The sequence below is a fragment of the Methanotorris formicicus Mc-S-70 genome, assembly GCF_000243455.1.
In the GTDB taxonomy this organism is placed as follows: Archaea; AGJL01; Methanococci; order Methanococcales; family Methanococcaceae; genus Methanotorris; species Methanotorris formicicus.
Map to the genome: position 1 here is coordinate 1 of NZ_AGJL01000034.1, position 19,657 is coordinate 19,657.

The 19,657-nt window shown below is 32.7% G+C and carries 22 protein-coding genes and 2 pseudogenes; 12 read left to right on the forward strand and 12 right to left on the reverse strand.

The window, feature by feature from the left end:
• Positions 1-212, forward strand: a 212-nt coding sequence (locus METFODRAFT_RS11790) for a hypothetical protein (RefSeq protein WP_007044762.1), incomplete at its 5' end; no start/stop codon positions are given.
• A gap of 125 nt (positions 213-337) precedes the next feature.
• The gene (locus tag METFODRAFT_RS06490; RefSeq protein ID WP_007044763.1) at positions 338-1,405 is read left to right on the forward strand and encodes a radical SAM protein; all 1,068 of its coding nucleotides are present in this window, start codon (positions 338-340) and stop codon (positions 1,403-1,405) included.
• Here METFODRAFT_RS06490 and METFODRAFT_RS06495 read toward each other — a convergent pair.
• Positions 1,402-1,788, reverse strand: a complete 387-nt coding sequence (locus METFODRAFT_RS06495; protein ID WP_007044764.1) for a metal-dependent transcriptional regulator — start codon at positions 1,786-1,788, stop codon at positions 1,402-1,404. The two genes, METFODRAFT_RS06490 and METFODRAFT_RS06495, sit on opposite strands and share 4 nt — an antisense overlap.
• A gap of 241 nt (positions 1,789-2,029) precedes the next feature.
• Here METFODRAFT_RS06495 and METFODRAFT_RS06500 point away from each other — a divergent pair, with 241 nt between their 5' ends.
• The 3 genes from METFODRAFT_RS06500 (at position 2,030) to METFODRAFT_RS06510 (ending at position 4,168) form a co-directional block, all read left to right on the forward strand.
• Positions 2,030-2,740 carry a FeoA family protein gene (locus METFODRAFT_RS06500; protein ID WP_007044765.1) on the forward strand — a complete coding sequence of 237 codons (711 nt, stop codon included), beginning with the start codon at positions 2,030-2,032 and terminating at the stop codon, positions 2,738-2,740.
• A gap of 147 nt (positions 2,741-2,887) precedes the next feature.
• Entirely contained in the window at positions 2,888-3,259 is a 372-nt protein-coding gene (locus METFODRAFT_RS06505; RefSeq protein WP_007044766.1) for an L-2-amino-thiazoline-4-carboxylic acid hydrolase, read from the forward strand.
• Positions 3,260-3,376: 117 nt separating this feature from the next.
• Positions 3,377-4,168 carry a sulfide-dependent adenosine diphosphate thiazole synthase gene (locus tag METFODRAFT_RS06510; protein WP_007044767.1) on the forward strand — a complete coding sequence of 264 codons (792 nt, stop codon included), beginning with the start codon at positions 3,377-3,379 and terminating at the stop codon, positions 4,166-4,168.
• Between the two features lie 3 nt (positions 4,169-4,171).
• Here the strand turns inward: METFODRAFT_RS06510 and truD are convergent.
• From truD to purT, 6 genes and pseudogenes are all read right to left on the reverse strand, one after another.
• Positions 4,172-5,370 (reverse strand): annotated as a pseudogene (gene truD / locus METFODRAFT_RS06515) (tRNA pseudouridine(13) synthase TruD).
• Positions 5,371-5,426: 56 nt separating this feature from the next.
• The gene (locus tag METFODRAFT_RS06520) at positions 5,427-6,038 is read right to left on the reverse strand and encodes a ThiF family adenylyltransferase (protein WP_007044770.1); all 612 of its coding nucleotides are present in this window, start codon (positions 6,036-6,038) and stop codon (positions 5,427-5,429) included.
• Between the two features lie 33 nt (positions 6,039-6,071).
• Positions 6,072-6,476, reverse strand: coding sequence for a hypothetical protein (locus tag METFODRAFT_RS06525; protein WP_007044771.1), 405 nt, complete (start codon positions 6,474-6,476; stop codon positions 6,072-6,074).
• Positions 6,477-6,711: 235 nt separating this feature from the next.
• Positions 6,712-7,509: a hypothetical protein gene (locus METFODRAFT_RS06530; protein ID WP_007044772.1), complete on the reverse strand. Its 798-nt coding sequence runs from the start codon at positions 7,507-7,509 to the stop codon at positions 6,712-6,714.
• 163 nt (positions 7,510-7,672) lie between these two features.
• Positions 7,673-8,164, reverse strand: a complete 492-nt coding sequence (locus METFODRAFT_RS06535; protein WP_007044773.1) for a PUA domain-containing protein — start codon at positions 8,162-8,164, stop codon at positions 7,673-7,675.
• Positions 8,165-8,256: 92 nt separating this feature from the next.
• Positions 8,257-9,423 (reverse strand): formate-dependent phosphoribosylglycinamide formyltransferase, encoded by a 1,167-nt coding sequence (purT, locus tag METFODRAFT_RS06540; protein ID WP_173361565.1) that lies wholly within the window; start codon positions 9,421-9,423, stop codon positions 8,257-8,259.
• 227 nt (positions 9,424-9,650) lie between these two features.
• On the opposite strand from purT, the gene METFODRAFT_RS06545 reads away from it, so the two are divergent.
• The 5 genes and pseudogenes from METFODRAFT_RS06545 to METFODRAFT_RS11960 all read left to right on the forward strand — a co-directional run.
• Entirely contained in the window at positions 9,651-10,703 is a 1,053-nt protein-coding gene (locus tag METFODRAFT_RS06545; RefSeq protein WP_007044775.1) for a hypothetical protein, read from the forward strand.
• A 15-nt stretch (positions 10,704-10,718) separates the two neighbouring features.
• Positions 10,719-11,021 (forward strand): hypothetical protein, encoded by a 303-nt coding sequence (locus METFODRAFT_RS06550; RefSeq protein ID WP_007044776.1) that lies wholly within the window; start codon positions 10,719-10,721, stop codon positions 11,019-11,021.
• 9 nt (positions 11,022-11,030) lie between these two features.
• Entirely contained in the window at positions 11,031-11,438 is a 408-nt protein-coding gene (locus tag METFODRAFT_RS06555) for an OB-fold nucleic acid binding domain-containing protein (RefSeq protein ID WP_007044777.1), read from the forward strand.
• Positions 11,428-12,132 (forward strand): biotin--[acetyl-CoA-carboxylase] ligase, encoded by a 705-nt coding sequence (locus METFODRAFT_RS06560; RefSeq protein ID WP_007044778.1) that lies wholly within the window; start codon positions 11,428-11,430, stop codon positions 12,130-12,132. The genes METFODRAFT_RS06555 and METFODRAFT_RS06560 overlap by 11 nt, the downstream gene beginning before the upstream one ends.
• Before the next feature lie 115 nt (positions 12,133-12,247).
• Positions 12,248-12,638: pseudogene (locus METFODRAFT_RS11960) on the forward strand (IS481 family transposase); the annotation flags it as partial.
• A gap of 36 nt (positions 12,639-12,674) precedes the next feature.
• On the opposite strand, the gene METFODRAFT_RS06565 reads toward METFODRAFT_RS11960, so the two are convergent.
• Together METFODRAFT_RS06565 and METFODRAFT_RS06570 are read right to left on the reverse strand one after the other, a co-directional pair.
• A complete protein-coding gene (locus tag METFODRAFT_RS06565) occupies positions 12,675-14,231 on the reverse strand; it encodes a 2-isopropylmalate synthase (RefSeq protein WP_007044779.1) in 1,557 nt (518 codons plus the stop codon).
• Between the two features lie 35 nt (positions 14,232-14,266).
• Entirely contained in the window at positions 14,267-16,081 is a 1,815-nt protein-coding gene (locus tag METFODRAFT_RS06570; protein WP_007044780.1) for a S16 family serine protease, read from the reverse strand.
• Between the two features lie 112 nt (positions 16,082-16,193).
• Between METFODRAFT_RS06570 and METFODRAFT_RS06575 the strand changes: the two genes are divergently transcribed.
• Positions 16,194-17,678 carry a sodium-dependent transporter gene (locus METFODRAFT_RS06575; RefSeq protein ID WP_007044781.1) on the forward strand — a complete coding sequence of 495 codons (1,485 nt, stop codon included), beginning with the start codon at positions 16,194-16,196 and terminating at the stop codon, positions 17,676-17,678.
• A 4-nt stretch (positions 17,679-17,682) separates the two neighbouring features.
• Positions 17,683-17,805, forward strand: coding sequence for a MetS family NSS transporter small subunit (locus METFODRAFT_RS10685; protein ID WP_007044782.1), 123 nt, complete (start codon positions 17,683-17,685; stop codon positions 17,803-17,805).
• 91 nt (positions 17,806-17,896) lie between these two features.
• Here METFODRAFT_RS10685 and METFODRAFT_RS06580 read toward each other — a convergent pair whose 3' ends face one another.
• The 3 genes from METFODRAFT_RS06580 to METFODRAFT_RS11535 are packed head-to-tail and all read right to left on the reverse strand — an operon-like array spanning position 17,897 to position 19,176.
• Positions 17,897-18,454 (reverse strand): hypothetical protein, encoded by a 558-nt coding sequence (locus tag METFODRAFT_RS06580; RefSeq protein WP_007044783.1) that lies wholly within the window; start codon positions 18,452-18,454, stop codon positions 17,897-17,899.
• Between the two features lie 15 nt (positions 18,455-18,469).
• Positions 18,470-18,952, reverse strand: coding sequence for a transposase (locus METFODRAFT_RS11530; protein WP_083820857.1), 483 nt, complete (start codon positions 18,950-18,952; stop codon positions 18,470-18,472).
• Positions 18,901-19,176, reverse strand: coding sequence for a hypothetical protein (locus METFODRAFT_RS11535; protein ID WP_245528941.1), 276 nt, complete (start codon positions 19,174-19,176; stop codon positions 18,901-18,903). The genes METFODRAFT_RS11530 and METFODRAFT_RS11535 overlap by 52 nt, the downstream gene beginning before the upstream one ends.
• Positions 19,177-19,657 lie beyond the last annotated feature (481 nt).

The window sequence follows — 19,657 nt, forward strand, 5'->3', positions numbered from 1 at the left end:
GATTATTCTTGTTTATACTTAGAGCGATTATTCACAATCTATGGGTTGCAATGCAATGGAAAAACAAAAATACGAATTATAAAACCATGAATTTAAAAGAATTCGTTATCAAAATTAATGAATTAATTCGAATGCACATATATACAAATAAACCAATAGATAATACTCAGTTGTGCATACCTAATGCATATTCGGAGATACTGAAGAAATAACTTTTGGTATTGCAGATTCGGTAATGATAATACAAAGAACATAACAATCCCGAGATTTTAAAAAACTTTTTAAAATTTTCATTAAAATACATCTTACTTTGCTTAGTAATGATTATGGTGATGGTATGCAACAAAATCCCGAAGAAATCTTAGAGAACTCAATAAAGGCATTTAAATTAACAACAAAGCACCACGGAAATTACACTTCACTTGAGAGGGCTCTATTCTTGGGGTGGTATTGTAATCTAAAAAACCCATGTAAGTTTTGCTATATGGCAACTCAAAAAAATAAGATAAAAGACCCTCTAAAGGCAAGGAGAAGATTGGAGACAATTTTAGCAGAGGCAATTTTGATGAAAAGAATGGGATGGAAGTTGGAATTTATCTCTGGAGGATATGGATATACAAGTAAAGAAATCAATGATATTGTTGAAATGGTTGCCTATGTGCAAAAATCAAAGCAGTATTTGAATGTTGGACTTGTAGATTTTGACAGTTTAAATTTGGATGTTATTGAGGGTGTTGTTGGAGCAGTGGAGATAGTTAATGAGGAACTTCATGATTACATATGCCCAGACAAGCCAGTTGGGAAAATAAAGGATATGCTTTTAAGGGCAAAAGATCTTGGGTTAAAGACAGGAATCACAATAATCTTGGGATTGGGAGAGAAAGAAGAGGACATTGAAAAACTCCTAAATTTAATAGAAGAACTCGAACTTGATAGGATAACATTCTATTCATTAAACCCTCAAAAAGGAACTATATTTGAAAACAAACCATCAGTAACTACTCTTGAGTATATGAATTGGGTTTCATCAGTTAGGCTAAATTTCCCAAAGATAAAAATAATAACCGGAACATGGGTGGATAAACTAACAAATATAGGACCTTTAATAATGAGCGGTTCAAACACAATAACAAAATTCCCACTTTTTAGCATGTTTGGAAGAAAGGAAGGGAAAACTGTGGAGAAAGAAATTTTATCTACTGGAAGGGAGTTGTTTGGGACATTTTCAGACGTAGATGCTTTAATGGGTAAGAAAAAGTTAAAGAACTCCCCATACAAAGATGAAGAAATAGAAATAAGTAGAGAAAATCTTGAAAGGGTAAATGATCTACAAGAAGAAATAAACAAAAAAATTGAGTTCTATGTAAAGAAAACATTAAGCAAAATAATAAAAGAAACACATTAACCCTTAATTTCCTTTTTAATTTTTATCATAAAATCGTATAATTTTTCCACAGTTTCTTCTGAAATTGCATGCTCTATTTTACATGCCTCTTCAGTTGCCTTTTTTTCGTCCAGTTTAAGAAATTCCTTAAGAAAATCTTCAATTATCCTATGCTTTCTTATAACTTTTTTGGCAATTTCCTCTCCTTTTTCAGTCAGTTGAATACCAACATATGGCTCATATATTATATAGCCCTCTGAATGTAGTTTTTTAGCCATGCTCGTTATTGCTGATGGATTTACATGCAATATTCTTGCTAATTCTGTAGTTTTTACAGGTCTTTTGTGTTTTTGTATAAAGATATAAATTCTTTCTAAGTAATCTTCAATATTCGAAGAAATCATATTCCCACCAAACCTCATATCCTTACATAAAAAGTTTGAAAGAACTAACTATTCATAAAACAACCAAATTTTATCAACTCTGAATTATTTAACTTTTAGATTATTTAATAATATTTTGTTTATTGTTGTGTCATAATCACAAACAGAAATACCTATATATGATGAAAAATTCTAATTTAAGTAAAAATATTTAATTATGGTTAAATAGTTTAATGAAAATAAATATTCATTGGTGGTAGATATGGCTGAGTTTCAATTAAATAATGCTAAAAAAGGAGACAAACTAAAAGTTTTAAGAATAGAAGGAGGAAAGAAAATAAAAAAAGAACTAAATGATAAGGGAATTAAAGTCGGAAAAGTTATTGAAGTTTTGTCAAGAGGGGCTGACTACGGGTATAAACCTTTGGTTGTAAGCGTTGGGGGGGGAGATATTTTAATTCCAAGAGGTATTGCATCAAAAATATATGTTGGAGATAAGTTATTGATTGATTTTGAAGTGGGTGAGGGGGTTGTGAATGTAGATGAGTTAAATAAAAGTTCAATACATGCACTTGAGAAGTTAGGGATATATAATGGCGTAAAGGTGGAGATAAAAGGATATGAAAATGAAAAACTCTACACATTCAAAGTTGATGATAATGAGATTAAACTTTGTAGCGGGGAATCTGCAAAGATTTTAGTGGATGAGGGTGGAAAAATTATTCAAGCAACATCTCTATCTAAAAAAGGAAAAATATGTGGATATATTGGGGGAGAGGAATTTCTAAAAAAGATAAAAGAAAAATTAGGGGAGGATATTGTTGGTAAGGAAATAGAAAAGATTTCAGTTTCAGAAGGGTCATTTGAATGTAAATCAAATGGAGAAATGATATTTTTAAAAGTGGGGGACGAATCTGTAGTTATTGGAAAAGGAAAGGCAGAAAAGATTTGGGTGGATTTGTATAATGGTTAGATGTTAAAAAAGGTGAAATTATGTATAAAAAATGGATTGATAAGGGTCTTAGTATCTTGATTAAAATGGCATGCTCAAACTGTCCGAGTAGAGAAAGTTGTAGTATTTTCCTAAAACAAAAATCAGAAAAAAAGCAACTGGGAGAACATGGGATTAATGGAACTAAAAATCATAAAATCCGTTTTAAGTAAAGAACTTGGATTTTTCTGGTTTGTATTTTTGATTAAATCCTTACTTAAGAAAAAAATAATATTCAACAGAACTCAATGGGCAAAAATGGATAATGAAGCATCAGAATTTGTTAAACGCCACTTCATTATTAAGGAATGCATATTTCACGATTTCTTCACAGGGGTGGGGATTCCTGAATTAACTAAATTGTTCTGTGAGATTGATAAGGTGTTTTTCTCAAAGGCATTTCCAGAGTTTGAATTCCACCGCAACGGTTCCTGGGAAAATACAATTGCCTATGGAAAAGACTTCTGCGAATTGATGCAAAAGAAAATCCAGAAAAAATAAAAAGAGATTATATATCTTGGTTAAAGTGTTAATAATACTACCTATAATTTTTTATACTATAAATGTTAATTTACCTTAAAATTATTAATTGCTGATAAAAATACATGGGTGGTAGAGATGGATTTAAGATTGAAGGCAGATGAATATACAACAACTAAGGCAATTTTAAAATCAGCGTTTAACATGTGGATGGATATTATTGATGTTGATGTTGCCATAGTCGGAGGAGGACCTAGTGGATTAACAGCAGCGAGATATATTGCAAAGAAAGGCTATAAGGTTGTTGTCTTAGAGAGGCACTTAGCCTTTGGTGGTGGAACTTGGGGTGGAGGAATGGGCTTCCCCTACATAGTTGTTGAAGAACCGGCAGATGAGATTTTGAGAGAAGTTGGTATTAAGTTGGAGAAGGTTGATGGTGAAGAGGGATTATATACTGCAGATTCTGTTGAGGTTCCTGCTAAGTTAGCAGTTGGGTCGATAGACGCAGGAGCAAAAATACTAACTGGAATTGTCGTTGAGGATTTAATTTTAAGAGAGAATAGGGTTGCAGGAGTTGTTATCAACAGTTATGCGATAGAAAAAGCAGGCTTACACATCGATCCAATAACCATAACCGCCAAGTATGTCGTTGACGCTACAGGGCACGATGCATCAGTAGCAACAACCCTCTCAAGGAAGAATCCAGAGTTGGGATTAGAGGTTCCAGGAGAAAAATCAATGTGGGCTGAGAAGGGAGAAAACGCTCTGTTGAGAAATACGAGAGAGGTTTATCCAGGATTGTTCGTTTGTGGAATGGCTGCAAATGCAACCTACGGTGGAAACAGAATGGGAGCAATCTTCGGAGGAATGTATTTATCTGGAAAGAAATGTGCTGAAATGGTAGTTGAGAAGTTGAAAAATAATGAGTAAATTTTATCTTTTTCTTTTTTTACTCTTTTTTACGCCTAAAAATACTCTTTTTATAACCATGGTTGCATAACTTCCCTTGTTTAGTTCAAATTCTAAAGTAATCTTATATTTTCCGTTGTTTAATTCATCCGGTTTAAATCCACTTGTTTTGAAATTCTTTGGGATGCATAAGATTTTTCTCTCATTGTATGGGAATTTACAATCAAGGTAATTAATATTTTCTAGATTTCTCAACTCAATTCCCTCATTTTCTAACACATTATCAATAATTTCTTTGATTCTTCCTTTATATTCAACATCTGGTGCAATTGTTGGAAATTTTGCATCCTTTAGTGTATTAAAAATGTTTTCATCCAATTCTTTATAAAACATAAATTCTCCACATTCGTACTCTAAGTAATATCTATCTTTTCCAATATAATCCTTTAAAACTTCCTTAATGCATTCGTTCCAAAGGTAACTCTGATATGCAGAGACGAAGATTTTTCTCAGCCTTTCATCGATATATTTAAATACTTCTTTGTAACTTTTTCCACTGTTTAAGGCATCTATGATATTTACGAACATCCTGCTTTTAATGTCGTTCTTTTCAATGTATTTAGCACATTTTTCCCAATTTCCCCAATTTTTATTTATGTATCTTTTTAAATCCTTAATCGTTTTTTTCTCACTTTTTTTGTATTTTGTGAGTAAGATTTTCAATGCCTCTTCGTAGTTTCCAAGTATGATTTCCTTTGCTATGAATTTTCTATCGAATACACTCCCAAACCTTTGACTGTCAAAGTAATTTGGTACTCCATAATCCAATGCCCCTATATTCCCTGAAATTTTTAAAAAATCCTCTGGTTTTATATCTCTAACTGTAATGGTAAATTTATTTCCAATTAAATCTCCAATTTTTAGTGGGTTTGAGGAGTTTACATATTCTAACTTTAAATTTTTCTCATTCAACTTTAAAATTCCATTTTTTTTGGAATTGTTATGTATTGGGTAGTTATGGCATATCTATCCTTCAAACCACAATATCCTATCTCTTTTAGTGGGATTTTGAATTTTTTAGCAATGTATGAGAGTGCTTTTAGGTTTTCTATGTTTCTTTTTGTTAGTTTGTATAAATAGCATTCGCCACCCTCATTAATCGTTTTATCCAAATCGATAATCTCTTCAACAATAAAATCCTCTGGCTTTTGCCTAATTTTCATACTCCCACCTTAAAAAATAACATCAAAAAATATAAAGTTAAAAAATAGAAAAAAATTTATTCAATTTTATTCAATATCTTCAAGCACTCAATAACCATCTTTTTTGTCATCTCGTCTAATGTGTATGGGGTTATTGGCTCAAAATCTTTAATAAACTTTCCAGTGCCCACAACAATGTGTCCCTCTTCCTTTAAATTTAAAAATTGTGCTGGGCCTTTTGCATATTTTGCATCACAAATTTTTATATTTTCTTCAATTCCAAAAACTCCATTGGTTCCAATAGTTTTCATGCCGTGTTTTTTCGCATGTTCTATTATTGCCCTTGTTGTTGGTATCGTGTCTCCTCCAGCAATGCAGATTATTATAACATCTCCACTTAGTAGGTGTAGGTTGTTCTCGTTGATATTCTCAACAACCCCCTCAACCCTTTCGCCAAAAAACCTCTCAACAAACTTAACCTTATACTCTCCAATTTTCCCTCCCAATTTCCTATGGATGATGTCATTTTTATCTATCTTTGCATTATCGAAGAGATATACTTTTTTAGGCCCTCCCCTATGTACCTCTAACAAATCAAATGCCACCCTAACCCCCAACCTACCGCATCCAACAATTGAAACCTCTCCCTTTTGAGTGAGTTTTTTCTCCAACTCCTCTATACTGTCCATTTTTTCACCAGAAATCTGTTGTTGATATTATTTTTATTGGTTGGGATTTACACAATTTTTAATTATTTCTTTAACTCTGCCGTCCCTATCAATAAGATTTATTTCCGTTCTAATTTTAATAATCCCATCTCTAACTTTAGTTCTTATTTTAACCATGTCTTTATAATATTCAACGCCCTCAACATCATCCCAACTAATAAATTTAGTTCCAATAGAAATCCCCTTTTCATAAAATGTATATTTTCTTGGGATAAAAAACAAAAACATATACATAATAATTACTGAAAATGTGTAAAAAATATGTCTGTTGGTAATAAATTCAATTATTGTTATTAAGATTAGTAAGCCAAAAATTGATAAAATGCCAATTCTAATCTCTTTTTTTAGTGTGTCAAATGGTTTTTGTCTGGTTTCTAAAAGTTTTTTACCTTTATCCATTTTATCACATGCATAAAGGTTTTTTGTCTTTGCTATTAGGTTATTGTGAATAAAAATAAGATTGCCCAATAGCAAAGTTAGGGTGTGTATTAGAAGTTGAACAAAAACAAATTTAAGAGTTAAAAATCCTAATTTAAATTTAAAGAAAGAATAAAGTTATTTAAAATTAATGTTTGTGGGATTATAATCACCTATTTTAATATTTTTATTGAATTGCAGTTAAATAACAAAATTATTATTCTTGGATTTCTTTAATAATTTCTATGCTTTTGGTGTCGTTTCTTTCGATTGCTATGTTTTTTATTTTTTCCAGGACTCTTAAATTTTTGTTGCACAATTTTTTGTATTCCTTACAGTATTCGATGACATCTTTATAATAAATCTCCAATAAACTTTTGTCATATCTTGATAACTCATAAGTTATAATTCCCTTTAAAACATCATCTTCTGAAAACAAATACATTGGATGGAGCCACAGTATTATTCTTTCCTCATCGCTCTCTATGTAGTTTTTAATATTTTCCAAATCCATAAAAACATCTATATAAACCAGAACCTCCTTTTTTATTTTACTATTTACTAATATGCTGGTTAACAAATCTTCAACCCTTGTATCAAATTCAGAAATTAGAATATCCAAATCCTCATCATCCAAATCCATCCATTTTAAGATTCTCTCCCTATGTTCGTAAGTTACGTCACTTGTTGGATATACGACCTCATAGGTTTCGTCAACCTCAAAGTCATACGAGTTTGCCTTTCTTGAAGATAGGTGAATAATCATCAATCCATCATCAACATGCTTTAAATTAACCCTTTTTAACCTATATCTCCTATCTTCCACTTCAACATCTGGTAAATTTTCGTAATCTTCCAAATCTCTAATGAATATTTTTTCTTTGTTTGAAGTCCTCATGTAAAATCCTTTAAATTCAACGTCCACTAAATCCGCTCTAATCAAATCTTTGGAATATTCGTCTAAATTTTTGTAAATATCTTGTAGTATTTTACTCGCCATTTCTTTTGCATGCATAACATTTCACCTAAAATGTACTCTGTTTTACCTTTCTGTAATTAATTGATGAAATTATGGTTGTTCTTTGAAAGAGGCATTAATTTGAAGTTAAATATCATTAACTGCAGAATAACTATAATCTATAATATAAACGATATAAATAAATTTAATTTTAAAACATTTATCCTCCTTCTCTTAAATACCATCCCTTATCTTTAATATTTTTAATCATCTTTCCATCAAATTTTCCAATTCCTAAAAAATCCCTATATTTGTTAAAAACCGCAACTTTACCCTTACCATGAACCTCTAAAATTGATGACTTAAAAATATCCCTACCATACAAAAACATCGTTTCTCCTTTTTCATTTACAATAGCATAGTTTTTACAAATCCCACTGGCAATTAGAGACATCCCTTCCAAAGATAGTAAAAATCTGTTTTTATTCTTCCTTGAAAATTCTCCAAACATTATGCCAAAACTATACACATCATCAAAGTTCTTTAAATTCTCTATAATTTCTTTTGTAGTGTACATAACATTAACCCAGTTACCAACTAACGCGTATAAATTTTCAAATGGGAAGGTTTTTAAATACTCTTCACTCACAAATCTTTTAAGTTCATGTTTAATAATCCCTATCTCCTTTTTTGTTAATGCCCTAAACTTCATCGCCTCACCATATATTACATTAGAAAACTCGAAAATCCAAACATACCAATACTTGCATCAAGTATTAAAAAATAATAAATATGAGATTTTTATTATTTAATCTTTACAGCGTGGGCACACTTTTCAGCATTTTTTCTTGCTTCTTCAATGCTATCAGATGTTGCAAGAGCGACTCCCAGTCTTCTTCCAATTGTAGCAACTGGCTTTCCAAACAACCTTACCTTTGTGTTTGGAACCTTCAATGCCTCACTTATGTCATAATTTGGATTCCACTTATATATATTTGATTTTATTACATGGCTTGCTCCGCAAGATATTAACTTTGTTGAGACAGGGAGTCCTAAAATTGCTCTAACATGGATTTCAAATTCGCTCATCTCTTGTGTGACCATGGTAACCATTCCTGTATCGTGTGGTCTTGGGGAAACCTCACTGAATATTACCTCATCTCCCCTAACAAACAACTCAACACCAAATATTCCATAACCTCCCAATGCATCGGTAATTTTTTTTGCCATATCTTGGGCGTCCTTTTTAAGTTCTTCACTCATTGGATGTGGTTGCCAACTTTCGTGGTAATCCCCATCTATTTGGATGTGTCCAATTGGCTCACAGAACTTTGTCCCTTCAACAGTTCTTGCAGTTAAAAGGGTTATCTCATAATCAAATTTGATAAATTCCTCAACAATGACCTTATTTGCCAATCCTCTTGCGCCTTTTTGTGCAATTTCCCATGCCTTTTCAATATCTTCTTTGGATTTAATAATACTCTGTCCCTTTCCAGAGGATGACATAATTGGCTTTACAACACATGGAATGCCTATTTTTTCTACCGCCTCTTTTAACCCTTCCAATGATGTTGCAAATTCATATTTTGCAGTTTTTAATTTTAACTCCTCTGCCGCCAATCTCCTTATTCCTTCCCTATCCATGGTGAGTTTTGTTGCCTTTGCAGTAGGAACTACTTTATAACCTTCTTTTTCTACTTCTATTAATGTATCTGTGTTTATTGCCTCAATTTCAGGAACAATGTAGTCAGGATTTTCTCTCTCAATTATTGCCCTCAATGCATCCCCATCCTTCATGTCAATAACATAACTTTTATGAGCAACTTGCATTGCCGGGGCATTTTGGTATCTGTCTACCGCTATGCATTCAACTCCTAATCTTTGTGCCTCAATAACAACTTCTTTCCCTAATTCTCCACTCCCTAAAAGAAGAATCTTTGTTGCACCATCTAAAAGAGGAGTTCCTATCATCATATCACATCCTTGAGTACATTCGCTCTACAATTGGATATTATTTAACAACCTCAAACTTATAACCTCATTCGCAGAACGACTATATATAAACAAATATAAATAATGGACTATAAATGTATTTTCAAGAATAGATGATTTGGATGAACTGTTATAAATGTTTGTATGTCATAGATTAGGAAATATAAAAATTAAAGGTTATGGTTTTCCAATAATGCGGTGGAATTATGGTAGATTTGGAAAGTGTAAGAAAAGAGATAATGGACAAATTAAAAATTTCAGAAAAAGAACTTGATGAATTAATTGACAAAAAAGTTAAAGAGTATGGTGGGTTGTTAAACAAGGAAGCAGCAACTTTGTTAATATTTAAGAAATTAAAAGATGAAAATGAAGGGAAAGAAGAAAAGGAAGATGAAGAGAAAGAGGAAATGGGGGACGTTGAATTAGATGAGATTGATGTAGATGTTATTCCATTAGAGGATGTTTTAGAGAGGATGATTGAAATTAATACTGTTGCAAGAATTGAGAGGATTTTTGATGTGAAGGAGGTTAATGGAAATAGGGTAGTTAATATTCTCTTAAACGATGGAACAAGAAGGGCTCTATTATCTTTATGGAACGAGGATATTGAATTAATTAAAACTAAGAATTTGAAGGAAGGAAATGGCATCTTAATAAAGAACGCCTATGCACCAAAGATATACAAGGACAGGATTCATCTATCCATTAGAGAGGGAGATATTGTTAAAGTTAAGTCAGATTTGCCCCCAATTGAAGAACTTATAAGGATGGTTAATGAGAGGAAGTTTTCATTTGAGAGAAAGAAAATAGATAAGTTAAAGGAAGGGGATGGTGCAGAGATAAGGGGTATTATTGTTGCAATACACAGTTCTGAGCCTTATTTCCCAGTGTGTGAAAAGTGCAATAAGAAGATGGTTTTAAAGAAGGGTTATGCTATATGTGGCTGTGGAAATAAGGTTGATGAGGAAAGTGAGGATTTAAGATGGATATTTTTGTGCAATGTGACAGTTGATGACGGCTCTGGGAACATAAAGGTTGTTTTGAATGACAACACCAATGCGATGGATTTTGATGAGTTGAAGAGGTTGGTTATTGAAGGAGAGGATTTAGAGAAGTATTTAAATGATAAACTTCTTGGCATGGATGTTGTTGTTAGAGGAATTGTGGCGTTTGATGATTATCTACAATCTCCAGTATTTAAAGCAAGGTATTGGGAAGTGACAAATCCAATTGAGGAATTTAAAAGGAAAAAAGAATAGTAACTTGGTGGTCTTATGTATAGATTGAAAAAAATTGGTGAGATAAAAGATATTGATGAAAAAGTTGCCATAATTGGGAAAATTAAAGATATTGGGGAGAAGATAATGGTTGAAGATGGGAGTGGGGAGATTTTGGTATCTTTAAGAAAAGATTCCGATGCCCAATTGAATATAAATGGTAAAGTTTTGGTTTTTGGGACAACAAAACTCACGCCAAAGGGTTTGGTAATTTTAGGGGATGTTGTTCCTGTGGATGATGCAGAGGAAGAGTTGTTGATGGAGTTTGAAGAGATAATTAAGAATATAAATAAAACTTAAGGTGGTTTTATGAGATTAACTGCCAAAAGGATTCCATTAAAGGCAATAAGTGAGGGAAATTATGTTGTAACAGAAGGAAGGTGGGAGAGTAACTATTTAGAGCATCCGATTTATGGTAAAGTTTCAAGGGTTGCTGTTTATGGGGTTGTGATATCTAAGTATGAAAATAAGGTAAAGGAAGTTTGTTCAATCACTGTTGATGATTTTACTGGAGATATTAGGGTTGTTGGGTTTAGAGGAATGGCAAAATACCTTGAGAAGTTTGATGTTGGAGATATTGTTTTGGTTGTTGGGAAATTGAAGAAAGGTATTAGGGATGAAATTTACATTTCCCCTGAAATTGTTAGGAAGGTTTCAATAAACCATTTATTTTTAAATGCAATTGAGAATTTTAAAGTGGGGGAAAATGAAGTTTGAAATTATCCATTTGGATAGGATAGATTCTACAAACATCTATGCGTATAAACTTGCAAAGGAGGGGGAGAGAAATATTGTAGTGGTTGCAGATGAACAAACGTTTGGAAAGGGGAGGTTGGATAGGGCATGGTTTTCTGATTTTGGAGGGTTATATTTTTCAATTGTTTTGGAATCTGATGTGGATAGATTCCCAGTTTTGAATTTTTTAGCGTCACTCTGTGTAGTTAAAACTTTAAGGAACTACTCAAATAAGGCATTTGGTATAAAATGGCCTAACGATATAATAGTTAATAACAAAAAAATCTGCGGAATTTTGAGTGAGGTTAATGTGGAACGTGGTTTTATGGTTCTTGGGATTGGGATTAATGTGAACAATAAAATTAGAGAAGAGATAAAAGATATTGCAACATCGTTAAAAGAAGTTGAAGGAAAAGAATTCAATAAAATGGAAATTTTAAAAACATTTTTGGAGATTTTTGAGAGTTATTTAATTAATTTAAATCCAGAGGATATTTTGAGGGAATATAAGGAAAATTCTTTGACATTAGATGAGTATGTAAAAATAATAACTCCAAACAGGGAGATTCTTGGCCGTGTTGTTAATATTACTTATGAAGGCATTATATTGCAAACGGATGAGAAATTGGAGATTGTTGATGTTGGGGATTGCATTCATTTGAGAAAAGTGGATTGAACTTAAATTAGTTCCATCCTTGTTTTAATGGACTAAGATTTCAAACAAACCATCTCCACCATCGACTAAAATCTGTGGTATCCCGAAATTATTTCGCACATAATAATTATAAATCGACCATAGTAGATATATCTTACATGCTAAGTTGTATGAAGAAGCGACATCAGACGTTGTAATTTCTGCTTTAAAAAGTATGGGGAATCTAAAAAGATATTAACCGATAATGGAACTCAATTCGCCCCTGCAAGAGGAGGAGTATCTAAATTCCAAAAATTCTTATTAGAAAATGGAATTTTGCATATAAGGACCTCTGTTAGACATCCCCAAACAATAGGAAAAGTTAAAAGGATAAATAGAGAAGTTGAATATCGTTATATATGTTCAATAGTTTAGAAAAGTTCGTAGATTGGCATAATCGAGTAAAACCACATCGTTCTCTTAATTTTAAAACTCCTTATGAAGTTTATTACGGTGTAGAGTGTGATAAGGAGGTGATTAGCGTATGAAAAATTATGGCGAAATAATTTCAGGATACAATAACATTATTTTTTATGAGTCATTAATATCCTATTAATACCCTCAATTACTGCCTCAACAGATGCTCTGACAATGTCTTCTCTTGCTGCTTTTGTTGTCACTTCCTTTCCATAACCTTCCAATGTAACGATAACCTCTGCTAACGCATCAGTACCTCCAGTTATGGCATTTATGTGGTATTCCTTCAACTTTATCTTTTCCCCAATAACTGACTGGATTGCCTTAACTGCTGCATCAACTGGACCTACACCAATGGCAGATCTCTTCTTAACATCCTTATTTATTCTTAAAGCAACTGATGCTGTTGGGATTATTCTATTTCCTGTCATTACTGCAATTTGCTCTAAGTCCACGATCCTCTCTGATTTTAATGTCCTTTTTGTAACATCCTCTATAATTGCCTCAACATCGGCATCAGTAATCCTCTTACCTTTATCTCCAAGTGATTTTATTCTATTTATGATTTCTTTAAATTGCTCCTCTGTAACGTTTTTTCCAACTTCAATACCGAGTTCTTTAAGTTTTGCCTTTATTGCATGAGCACCGGTGTGTTTTCCAAGGATGATTTTCCTCTTCTGCCCAACAAGTTCAGGTGGAATTGGTTCATAGGTTAAAGCATGCTCTAAAACCCCATGAGCATGTATTCCACTCTCATGAGCAAAGGCATTTTCTCCAACGACAGCCTTGTTTGGTTGAACTTTTATACCAGTTAATTTTGATACCAATCTTGATAAATTGGTTAGTTTTTCAGTTTTTATTTTTGTGTTTATGCCGTATATACTCTTTAAAATCATAACGACCTCTTCTAAGGATGCATTTCCCGCCCTCTCTCCAATCCCATTTACAGTGCAATGTATCTGCTCTGCTCCACCTTCAACTGCCGCTATGGAGTTAGCAACTGCAAGTCCAAAATCGTTGTGACAGTGCACTGAAATTGGAACATCCATCTCTTTTTTAACCTCCTTTATTAAATACTCCATTGCCTTTGGTATCATAACTCCAACCGTATCTGGGACATTTATAACATCTGCCCCAGCATCAACCGCATTTTTATAAACCTCAATTAGATAATCGATTTCAGTTCTTGTTGCATCCTCACTTGAAAACTCAACCTTAATGCCATGGCTTTTTATGTATTCTATTGCCTCAACTGCCCTGTTTATAACCTCTTCCTTATCCATCTTTAACTTATACTTCCTATGCAATGGAGATGTTGCTATAAATGTGTGTATCCTATCGACTCCACAATCAATAGATACATCAATATCTTTTTTTACTGCCCTTGCAAGCCCACAAATCTCTGCGTCTAAGTTGAGAGAGGTTATTTTCTTAACTGCCTCCATCTCTCCAGTAGAGGATACTGGAAACCCTGCCTCTATAACATCAACGCCAATATTGTTTAATGCTATAGCAATCTCAACCTTCTCATCAGGAGTTAGAGAAACCCCTGGTGTTTGTTCTCCATCTCTCAAAGTTGTATCAAATATCTTAATGCTTTCTGGAAAATTTATGTCCTTTATTGCTTCTTTGATTATGTCGTTTATTTTGCAGTAGGGTTCCATATGTTTCACCTTCCCAGTAATTGAAATTTAAATAATTATTTATTTCTCAAGTAGTATCCACCAAACAATCCGCAAATCAACCCAACAACCAAGTAGGTTATATTTATAAATGTATTTTTTACATTTAATGTGTTTATTGGCTCTGTTTTTTCAAATTGTGGCTTTTCTTTATTATGGTTACTATTGTTGTAGTAACTAGTTGTATTTTCTGTTTCATCCATACTTATGTAACTTATCGCCTTCAATATATCAATATCCATTTGAGCATAGGATGTGGCGTATTTGTAATACATAATCTTTGAGATTGTATCATTTAAACTTTCAGCATATTCATAATACCCCAAAGCAGACATTGGTAGTATTCCATAACTCTCTGCAATGTTTATCTTTTCCCTTGCAAGGTTTCTTAGGTAGTTGTAGTCGTTCATAAACTCCAATGATGTTGTTGCCAAAACTGATGCATCAATACTGTTTGAAATTGTTAATAAATAATCCCTTTCGTTGTATGCCTTTTTTGCATAATTTAGTTTTTTATCTCCTTCATCTACAAGTGGTGATGGCATAACCATTGAAGAATACAGAACAATGGTTTCCGCATTGTCAAGATACTCTTGGGAGAGTTGTTTAAGTTTTTGAGTATCTATGGTTTCTCCACCATTATCTGGACTTAAATTTAACCACCATATAGCACTTTCTCCCCTACATTTAGCATAAGCCCCATATTTTATTGCTTCAATTGGAGAATTGCTATAGTAACTTTTCCAAGCACTATCGAGGAAGTTTTCACCTTCAAATATTCTATTCTTTGCTGCAATTACAAATTCTATATTATTTTTTGTTATTTTATGGCTGTTTATGATTTCTTTTTTATGTTCCAAGTCATTTTGAATGTTCAGTAGGTATTTTTTTACATCTTCTCCATTAAAATAATCGATCGTAGCATCTATGGTTTCAAGTTTTATGATTGCATTGAATCCACTACATGTTGATGCGTAATATTTCCCGTCCATATATTGACTATCTTCCTTTTTTATTAAATCTTCTGCTTCTTTCAATTCATTTTCCAAAGAATTTTGGTATTCATATCCGAAATAGTTGTTTTTTAATTTTTCTTCAACCTCTGCGTATTTCTCTTTTGATTTTTTTAGTATGTCTGTTGCAAGTACCCTCATGGATTTTGTGTACTTCTCTTCAATAATTGGGTTTGGACTGTATGTTTTCTTTTTTAGTTTGTGATTTGTGAAGTAGTAGAGGGCATCGTATATACTCTCTATCTCAATAACATTAATTCCCAATTTTTTACCAAACTCTACAGCATCAACAGTTTTGCCATCACGATTAACATATCTTTCCCCTTTAGGAATCAAGAAATAATTGCATCCACATTCTTTTGCTGCCTCAATTTTCTCTAAAATCCCACCAACTGGACCTATACTCCCATCAGGGTTTATCATTCCAGTCATCATGACGTTTTTATTCAAACTCCAATTGTTCAATTCAGCAATTGTTGCAACACATAAAGTTGCCCCAGCAGAAGGTCCTCCAACTATTGGCACATCAGATCTAACTATATAATAGACATTGTAATCCTTCACATTCTTTCCAGCAATGTCAAATGCTACTTTACTTGCAATTCTTGCAGAACCTTGCATATCCAACTGGGTTAAAGGCATAGTATCCATAAAAACATGCCCATCTCCCTTTGTTACGATAACCTCAATATTTACTGGAACTCCTTTGTAGCCATAATCCGTCTGTGCAACTGCTGGTGCAGTTATGGATATTGCAAAACTCTGCATCATTAGGGTAAATAATACTGAAATAATTAGCAGTTTGAATGTATTTTTCATAATTATCCCTCGAATATTTATATAACATAACAATTATAATAATTCATGTAATTGACATTTATTATACTTTTTTAAATATTTTGCTATTTCTAATTATACCATAGGTGATATTTTGAAGTTAAGAGAACAGTGGGGTTCCAAATTGGGTTTTATACTTGCTGCCGTAGGTTCAGCAATAGGCTTAGGAAATATTTGGAGATTTGGTTATATGGTTTATACAAATGGAGGGGGGGCATTTTTAATCCCTTACTTTGTGGCATTGTTTTGTGTTGGTATCTCACTTATGATACTTGAACTTGCCTTAGGGCATCTAACAAAAGGCTCTGCTCCACTGGCATTTAGAAAGATACATGAAAAAAGCGAGTGGGTGGGTTGGATTGCGGTTATTGCGGGTTTTGTCATAACTACATACTACAATGTGATAATTGCTTGGAGTTTATACTATTTATTAAATATAATTGCCTTCGGTTTACCAAATGACCCAAATAACTTCTTCTTTAATGATGTCCTTAATATTTCAAGTAGTGTTGGAGAGATTGGTGGGTTTGTTTGGGGGGTATTGGTATCGGTTATAGCAATTTGGGCAATAAACTTCTTTATAGTAAATTGTGGAGTCAAGAAGGGTCTTGAGAAGGCAAACAAGATATCCATACCTTTATTGTTTATACTTGTATTAATTTTGGTGTTTAGGGGCATAACACTACCCGGTGGATTGGAAGGAGTAAGTTGGTATTTAACGCCAAATTTTGCAGTATTGAAAGATCCCGAAATATGGATAAATGCTTTTTCACAGATATTCTTCAGTTTGAGTCTTGGATTTGGGATAATGATTGCCTATGCAAGTTATCTCCCTAAAAAAAGTGATATAACAACAAGTGCATTTACAATATCTCTATTAAATTGTGGATTTTCATTCTTGGCTGGTTTTGCCGTATTTGGAACCCTTGGGTATATGGCTTATGCAACAGGGATGCCATTGGATGAAGTGGTCTCACAAGGTATTGCATTGGCATTTGTAACATTTCCAAAGGCAATATCTCTATTGCCAGTAGGTAGTGTTCTTATGGGAGTGGTGTTCTTCTTTGCATTGGTTATTGCAGGTATATCATCTTCAGTTTCCCTTATTGAGGCATTAGTTTCTGCGATAATGGATAAATTTGATGTTGGGAGGAAAAAAGCACTAACACTTGTTACAGTTTTGGGATTACTTGGAAGTTCAATATATGCCACAAAAGGTGGTTTGTATTACCTTGATATGGTAGATCACTTTGCATCAGGTTACTTATTACCAATATCTGGGGTTTTGGAGGTTATAGTGGTTGTGTGGATTTTTGGGGGAGAGAGGATATTGAATTATGTAAACAGATTGTCGGAAATAAAAATAGGCTCTTGGTGGAAGTATCTTGCTGGAATTTTAGCACCACTGGTTTTATTAACCATAATATCACTTGATATAGTTAGTTTAATAAATGAGCCGTATGGAGGTTATTCATGGAAATATTTGGGCTTTGCAGTTTTAATAATTCCAATAGCGTTTATATTGGCGTTTATACTTTCTAAGATACCTTGGAAAAGAAAAATTGAGATAATTAGGTGAAATTATGCCACTTTCTGCTATAATCATGTTTATAATTGGGGCTACTATATTGTGGGGAGGTTCAATATACTTTCTTTGGAGAAGTTTGAAGCAGAATAAAAGGATGGATAGGGAGGATGATGAATAAAAATTATGGTCTTGGGTATTAAAAAGCAAACTTAACGCCAAAATTTTATAATACTAACTTTTCCTTCAAAAGATAAAAAACAGAAAGCAAATTAACCACCAAATTTAAGGGTATATTTATCTTTATTATTAACTAACTCCTTTATTCCTATTTCTACTGCAAATTTTTGAAATGATAAGTTTGTATAGATTACTTTATCTTTATTTTTGAAAAATCTTTCAATTCTGTTCCTATCTTCTGATGATTTTTTATCTTTATGGTGGTTTATCACATATATTTCTGGTGTATCTCCTTTGAAAATTTCTGCTCTTTTTAACAAATATTTTAGGTGCATATCAGCATCAGGAAACGAATATCCACATATAAAAATCCTCTCTGCATTTCTTAGAACTTCATAACATTTTAAATAAATTTGTTGAATAAACGGATTACTCATATCTTTATAAAATGTTGGTGGGATAATAACCGGCTCCATTGGTGTTTCACATTCTTTGCATATTTTATTTTTGTAAAATGCCTCAATACTTCCTTTTCTTTTTGGTGTTAATTCCATACTATTGCATGTTGGGCAATACAACCAATTTAACGAGCCGTGTGGTTTTAAAAGTAGGACTGGCTTTTTTCTATTTGAACTTACCGTAATTCCCATCACAAATTTAAATATTTATTTAATTGAATTAACTTCATCTAACACTTTAAGATTATAAGCGATTGTGAAGAGTAAGAGCTTAACACTCAGCCCTTTCTTGCTTACAGCGTGAATATGCTTAGAAAACATCGCAACTAACTTTGAGAAGTTGGTCTCAATGCTTTTTCTCAACTTATTCAATATTTTATACTTTGTTCTCTCTATAAACGATTTAATCATGTTTTCGCTTGCGGTAGCAAGCGAGTAGCAAACTCGAAGAGTTTGCCTAATTTCTTTTATCGCTTCGAAATAAACTTTCCCCTGCCTTAATAAGTTTTCGAAGCCCTTATCTATATATCCTTTGTCTCCGATTATACTGCAGTTCATAAATTCCCGAACAAACCCTCTAAAATTTTCTTTTAGAATGTCCAAATCATGCTGATTTGCAGGATTTATGGATATCAACATTAGATACAACCCATCGGTAATATAAGTTGCTTTGTATCCATAATACCACAGTCTTTTCGATGGGTTATATCCAACACTGCCGTTTTTTTAATAAGTTCCGAGTATCCAATTTTTTCATGTCTTCCCTTCCTTACGGATTTTTTCGTTTCAATTGGGATTGTATCTATGAATAATAAACAATTTTTGTTTAGGAAAGTCCTTTGAATCTCGAATAAAAGTTGTTCATATCTATTTATTCGTTCAACAATCTTGTTATATCTTATTTTCGGAAACAATCCCAACCCTTCGATTAAAAATTCATACCCCTTTTTATACATCCACCGAAGTATATCATACAAAGAACCGAAAAGATTATTAAGTCTAAGAGAGATATTTTCTCTCTGCGTGTGTATGGCGATTTGTATTTGACGACTATTAGGTAAAACTTAGCTCGCATAAGATTTATTAAACGCTTAATTCTCGGAATTTTTAGATTTATCTACGATGTTATTACCTCCAACTATTTTTTTGTAGTAATCTATAATCATATAGTTATATATTTATCTATTTGATGGGAACTACCGTAGTAAAATATATATTAGTTAAACGTATAGACAGCCAGAAGGGCAATATTAAAGAATATCAACAAAGAGAAATACATTTAATTCAAGATTAACAGTGTGATTACGATATTCCTTTCTTTATTAGTTCCTTACTACACTCTTTAGCCACTTTAAAATGATAGTCCATATTTGTATCAAATATTCTATGCAGTTT

What these genes read in the sequence shown, in the direction of transcription:
- purT (WP_173361565.1), bottom strand. Translation starts at nt 9,423, where the DNA reads ATGATAGGAACTCCTCTTTTAGATGGTGCAACAAAGATTCTTCTTTTA.
- METFODRAFT_RS06570 (WP_007044780.1), bottom strand. Translation starts at nt 16,081, where the DNA reads ATGAAAAATACATTCAAACTGCTAATTATTTCAGTATTATTTACCCTA.
- METFODRAFT_RS06500 (WP_007044765.1), top strand. Translation starts at nt 2,030, where the DNA reads ATGGCTGAGTTTCAATTAAATAATGCTAAAAAAGGAGACAAACTAAAA.
- METFODRAFT_RS06505 (WP_007044766.1), top strand. Translation starts at nt 2,888, where the DNA reads ATGGGATTAATGGAACTAAAAATCATAAAATCCGTTTTAAGTAAAGAA.
- METFODRAFT_RS06560 (WP_007044778.1), top strand. Translation starts at nt 11,428, where the DNA reads ATGAAGTTTGAAATTATCCATTTGGATAGGATAGATTCTACAAACATC.
- METFODRAFT_RS06510 (WP_007044767.1), top strand. Translation starts at nt 3,377, where the DNA reads ATGGATTTAAGATTGAAGGCAGATGAATATACAACAACTAAGGCAATT.
- METFODRAFT_RS06520 (WP_007044770.1), bottom strand. Translation starts at nt 6,038, where the DNA reads ATGGACAGTATAGAGGAGTTGGAGAAAAAACTCACTCAAAAGGGAGAG.
- METFODRAFT_RS06530 (WP_007044772.1), bottom strand. Translation starts at nt 7,509, where the DNA reads ATGCATGCAAAAGAAATGGCGAGTAAAATACTACAAGATATTTACAAA.
- METFODRAFT_RS06490 (WP_007044763.1), top strand. Translation starts at nt 338, where the DNA reads ATGCAACAAAATCCCGAAGAAATCTTAGAGAACTCAATAAAGGCATTT.
- METFODRAFT_RS06495 (WP_007044764.1), bottom strand. Translation starts at nt 1,788, where the DNA reads ATGATTTCTTCGAATATTGAAGATTACTTAGAAAGAATTTATATCTTT.
- METFODRAFT_RS06535 (WP_007044773.1), bottom strand. Translation starts at nt 8,164, where the DNA reads ATGAAGTTTAGGGCATTAACAAAAAAGGAGATAGGGATTATTAAACAT.
- METFODRAFT_RS06565 (WP_007044779.1), bottom strand. Translation starts at nt 14,231, where the DNA reads ATGGAACCCTACTGCAAAATAAACGACATAATCAAAGAAGCAATAAAG.
- METFODRAFT_RS06545 (WP_007044775.1), top strand. Translation starts at nt 9,651, where the DNA reads ATGGTAGATTTGGAAAGTGTAAGAAAAGAGATAATGGACAAATTAAAA.
- METFODRAFT_RS10685 (WP_007044782.1), top strand. Translation starts at nt 17,683, where the DNA reads ATGCCACTTTCTGCTATAATCATGTTTATAATTGGGGCTACTATATTG.
- METFODRAFT_RS06555 (WP_007044777.1), top strand. Translation starts at nt 11,031, where the DNA reads ATGAGATTAACTGCCAAAAGGATTCCATTAAAGGCAATAAGTGAGGGA.
- METFODRAFT_RS06580 (WP_007044783.1), bottom strand. Translation starts at nt 18,454, where the DNA reads ATGGGAATTACGGTAAGTTCAAATAGAAAAAAGCCAGTCCTACTTTTA.
- METFODRAFT_RS06550 (WP_007044776.1), top strand. Translation starts at nt 10,719, where the DNA reads ATGTATAGATTGAAAAAAATTGGTGAGATAAAAGATATTGATGAAAAA.
- METFODRAFT_RS06525 (WP_007044771.1), bottom strand. Translation starts at nt 6,476, where the DNA reads ATGGATAAAGGTAAAAAACTTTTAGAAACCAGACAAAAACCATTTGAC.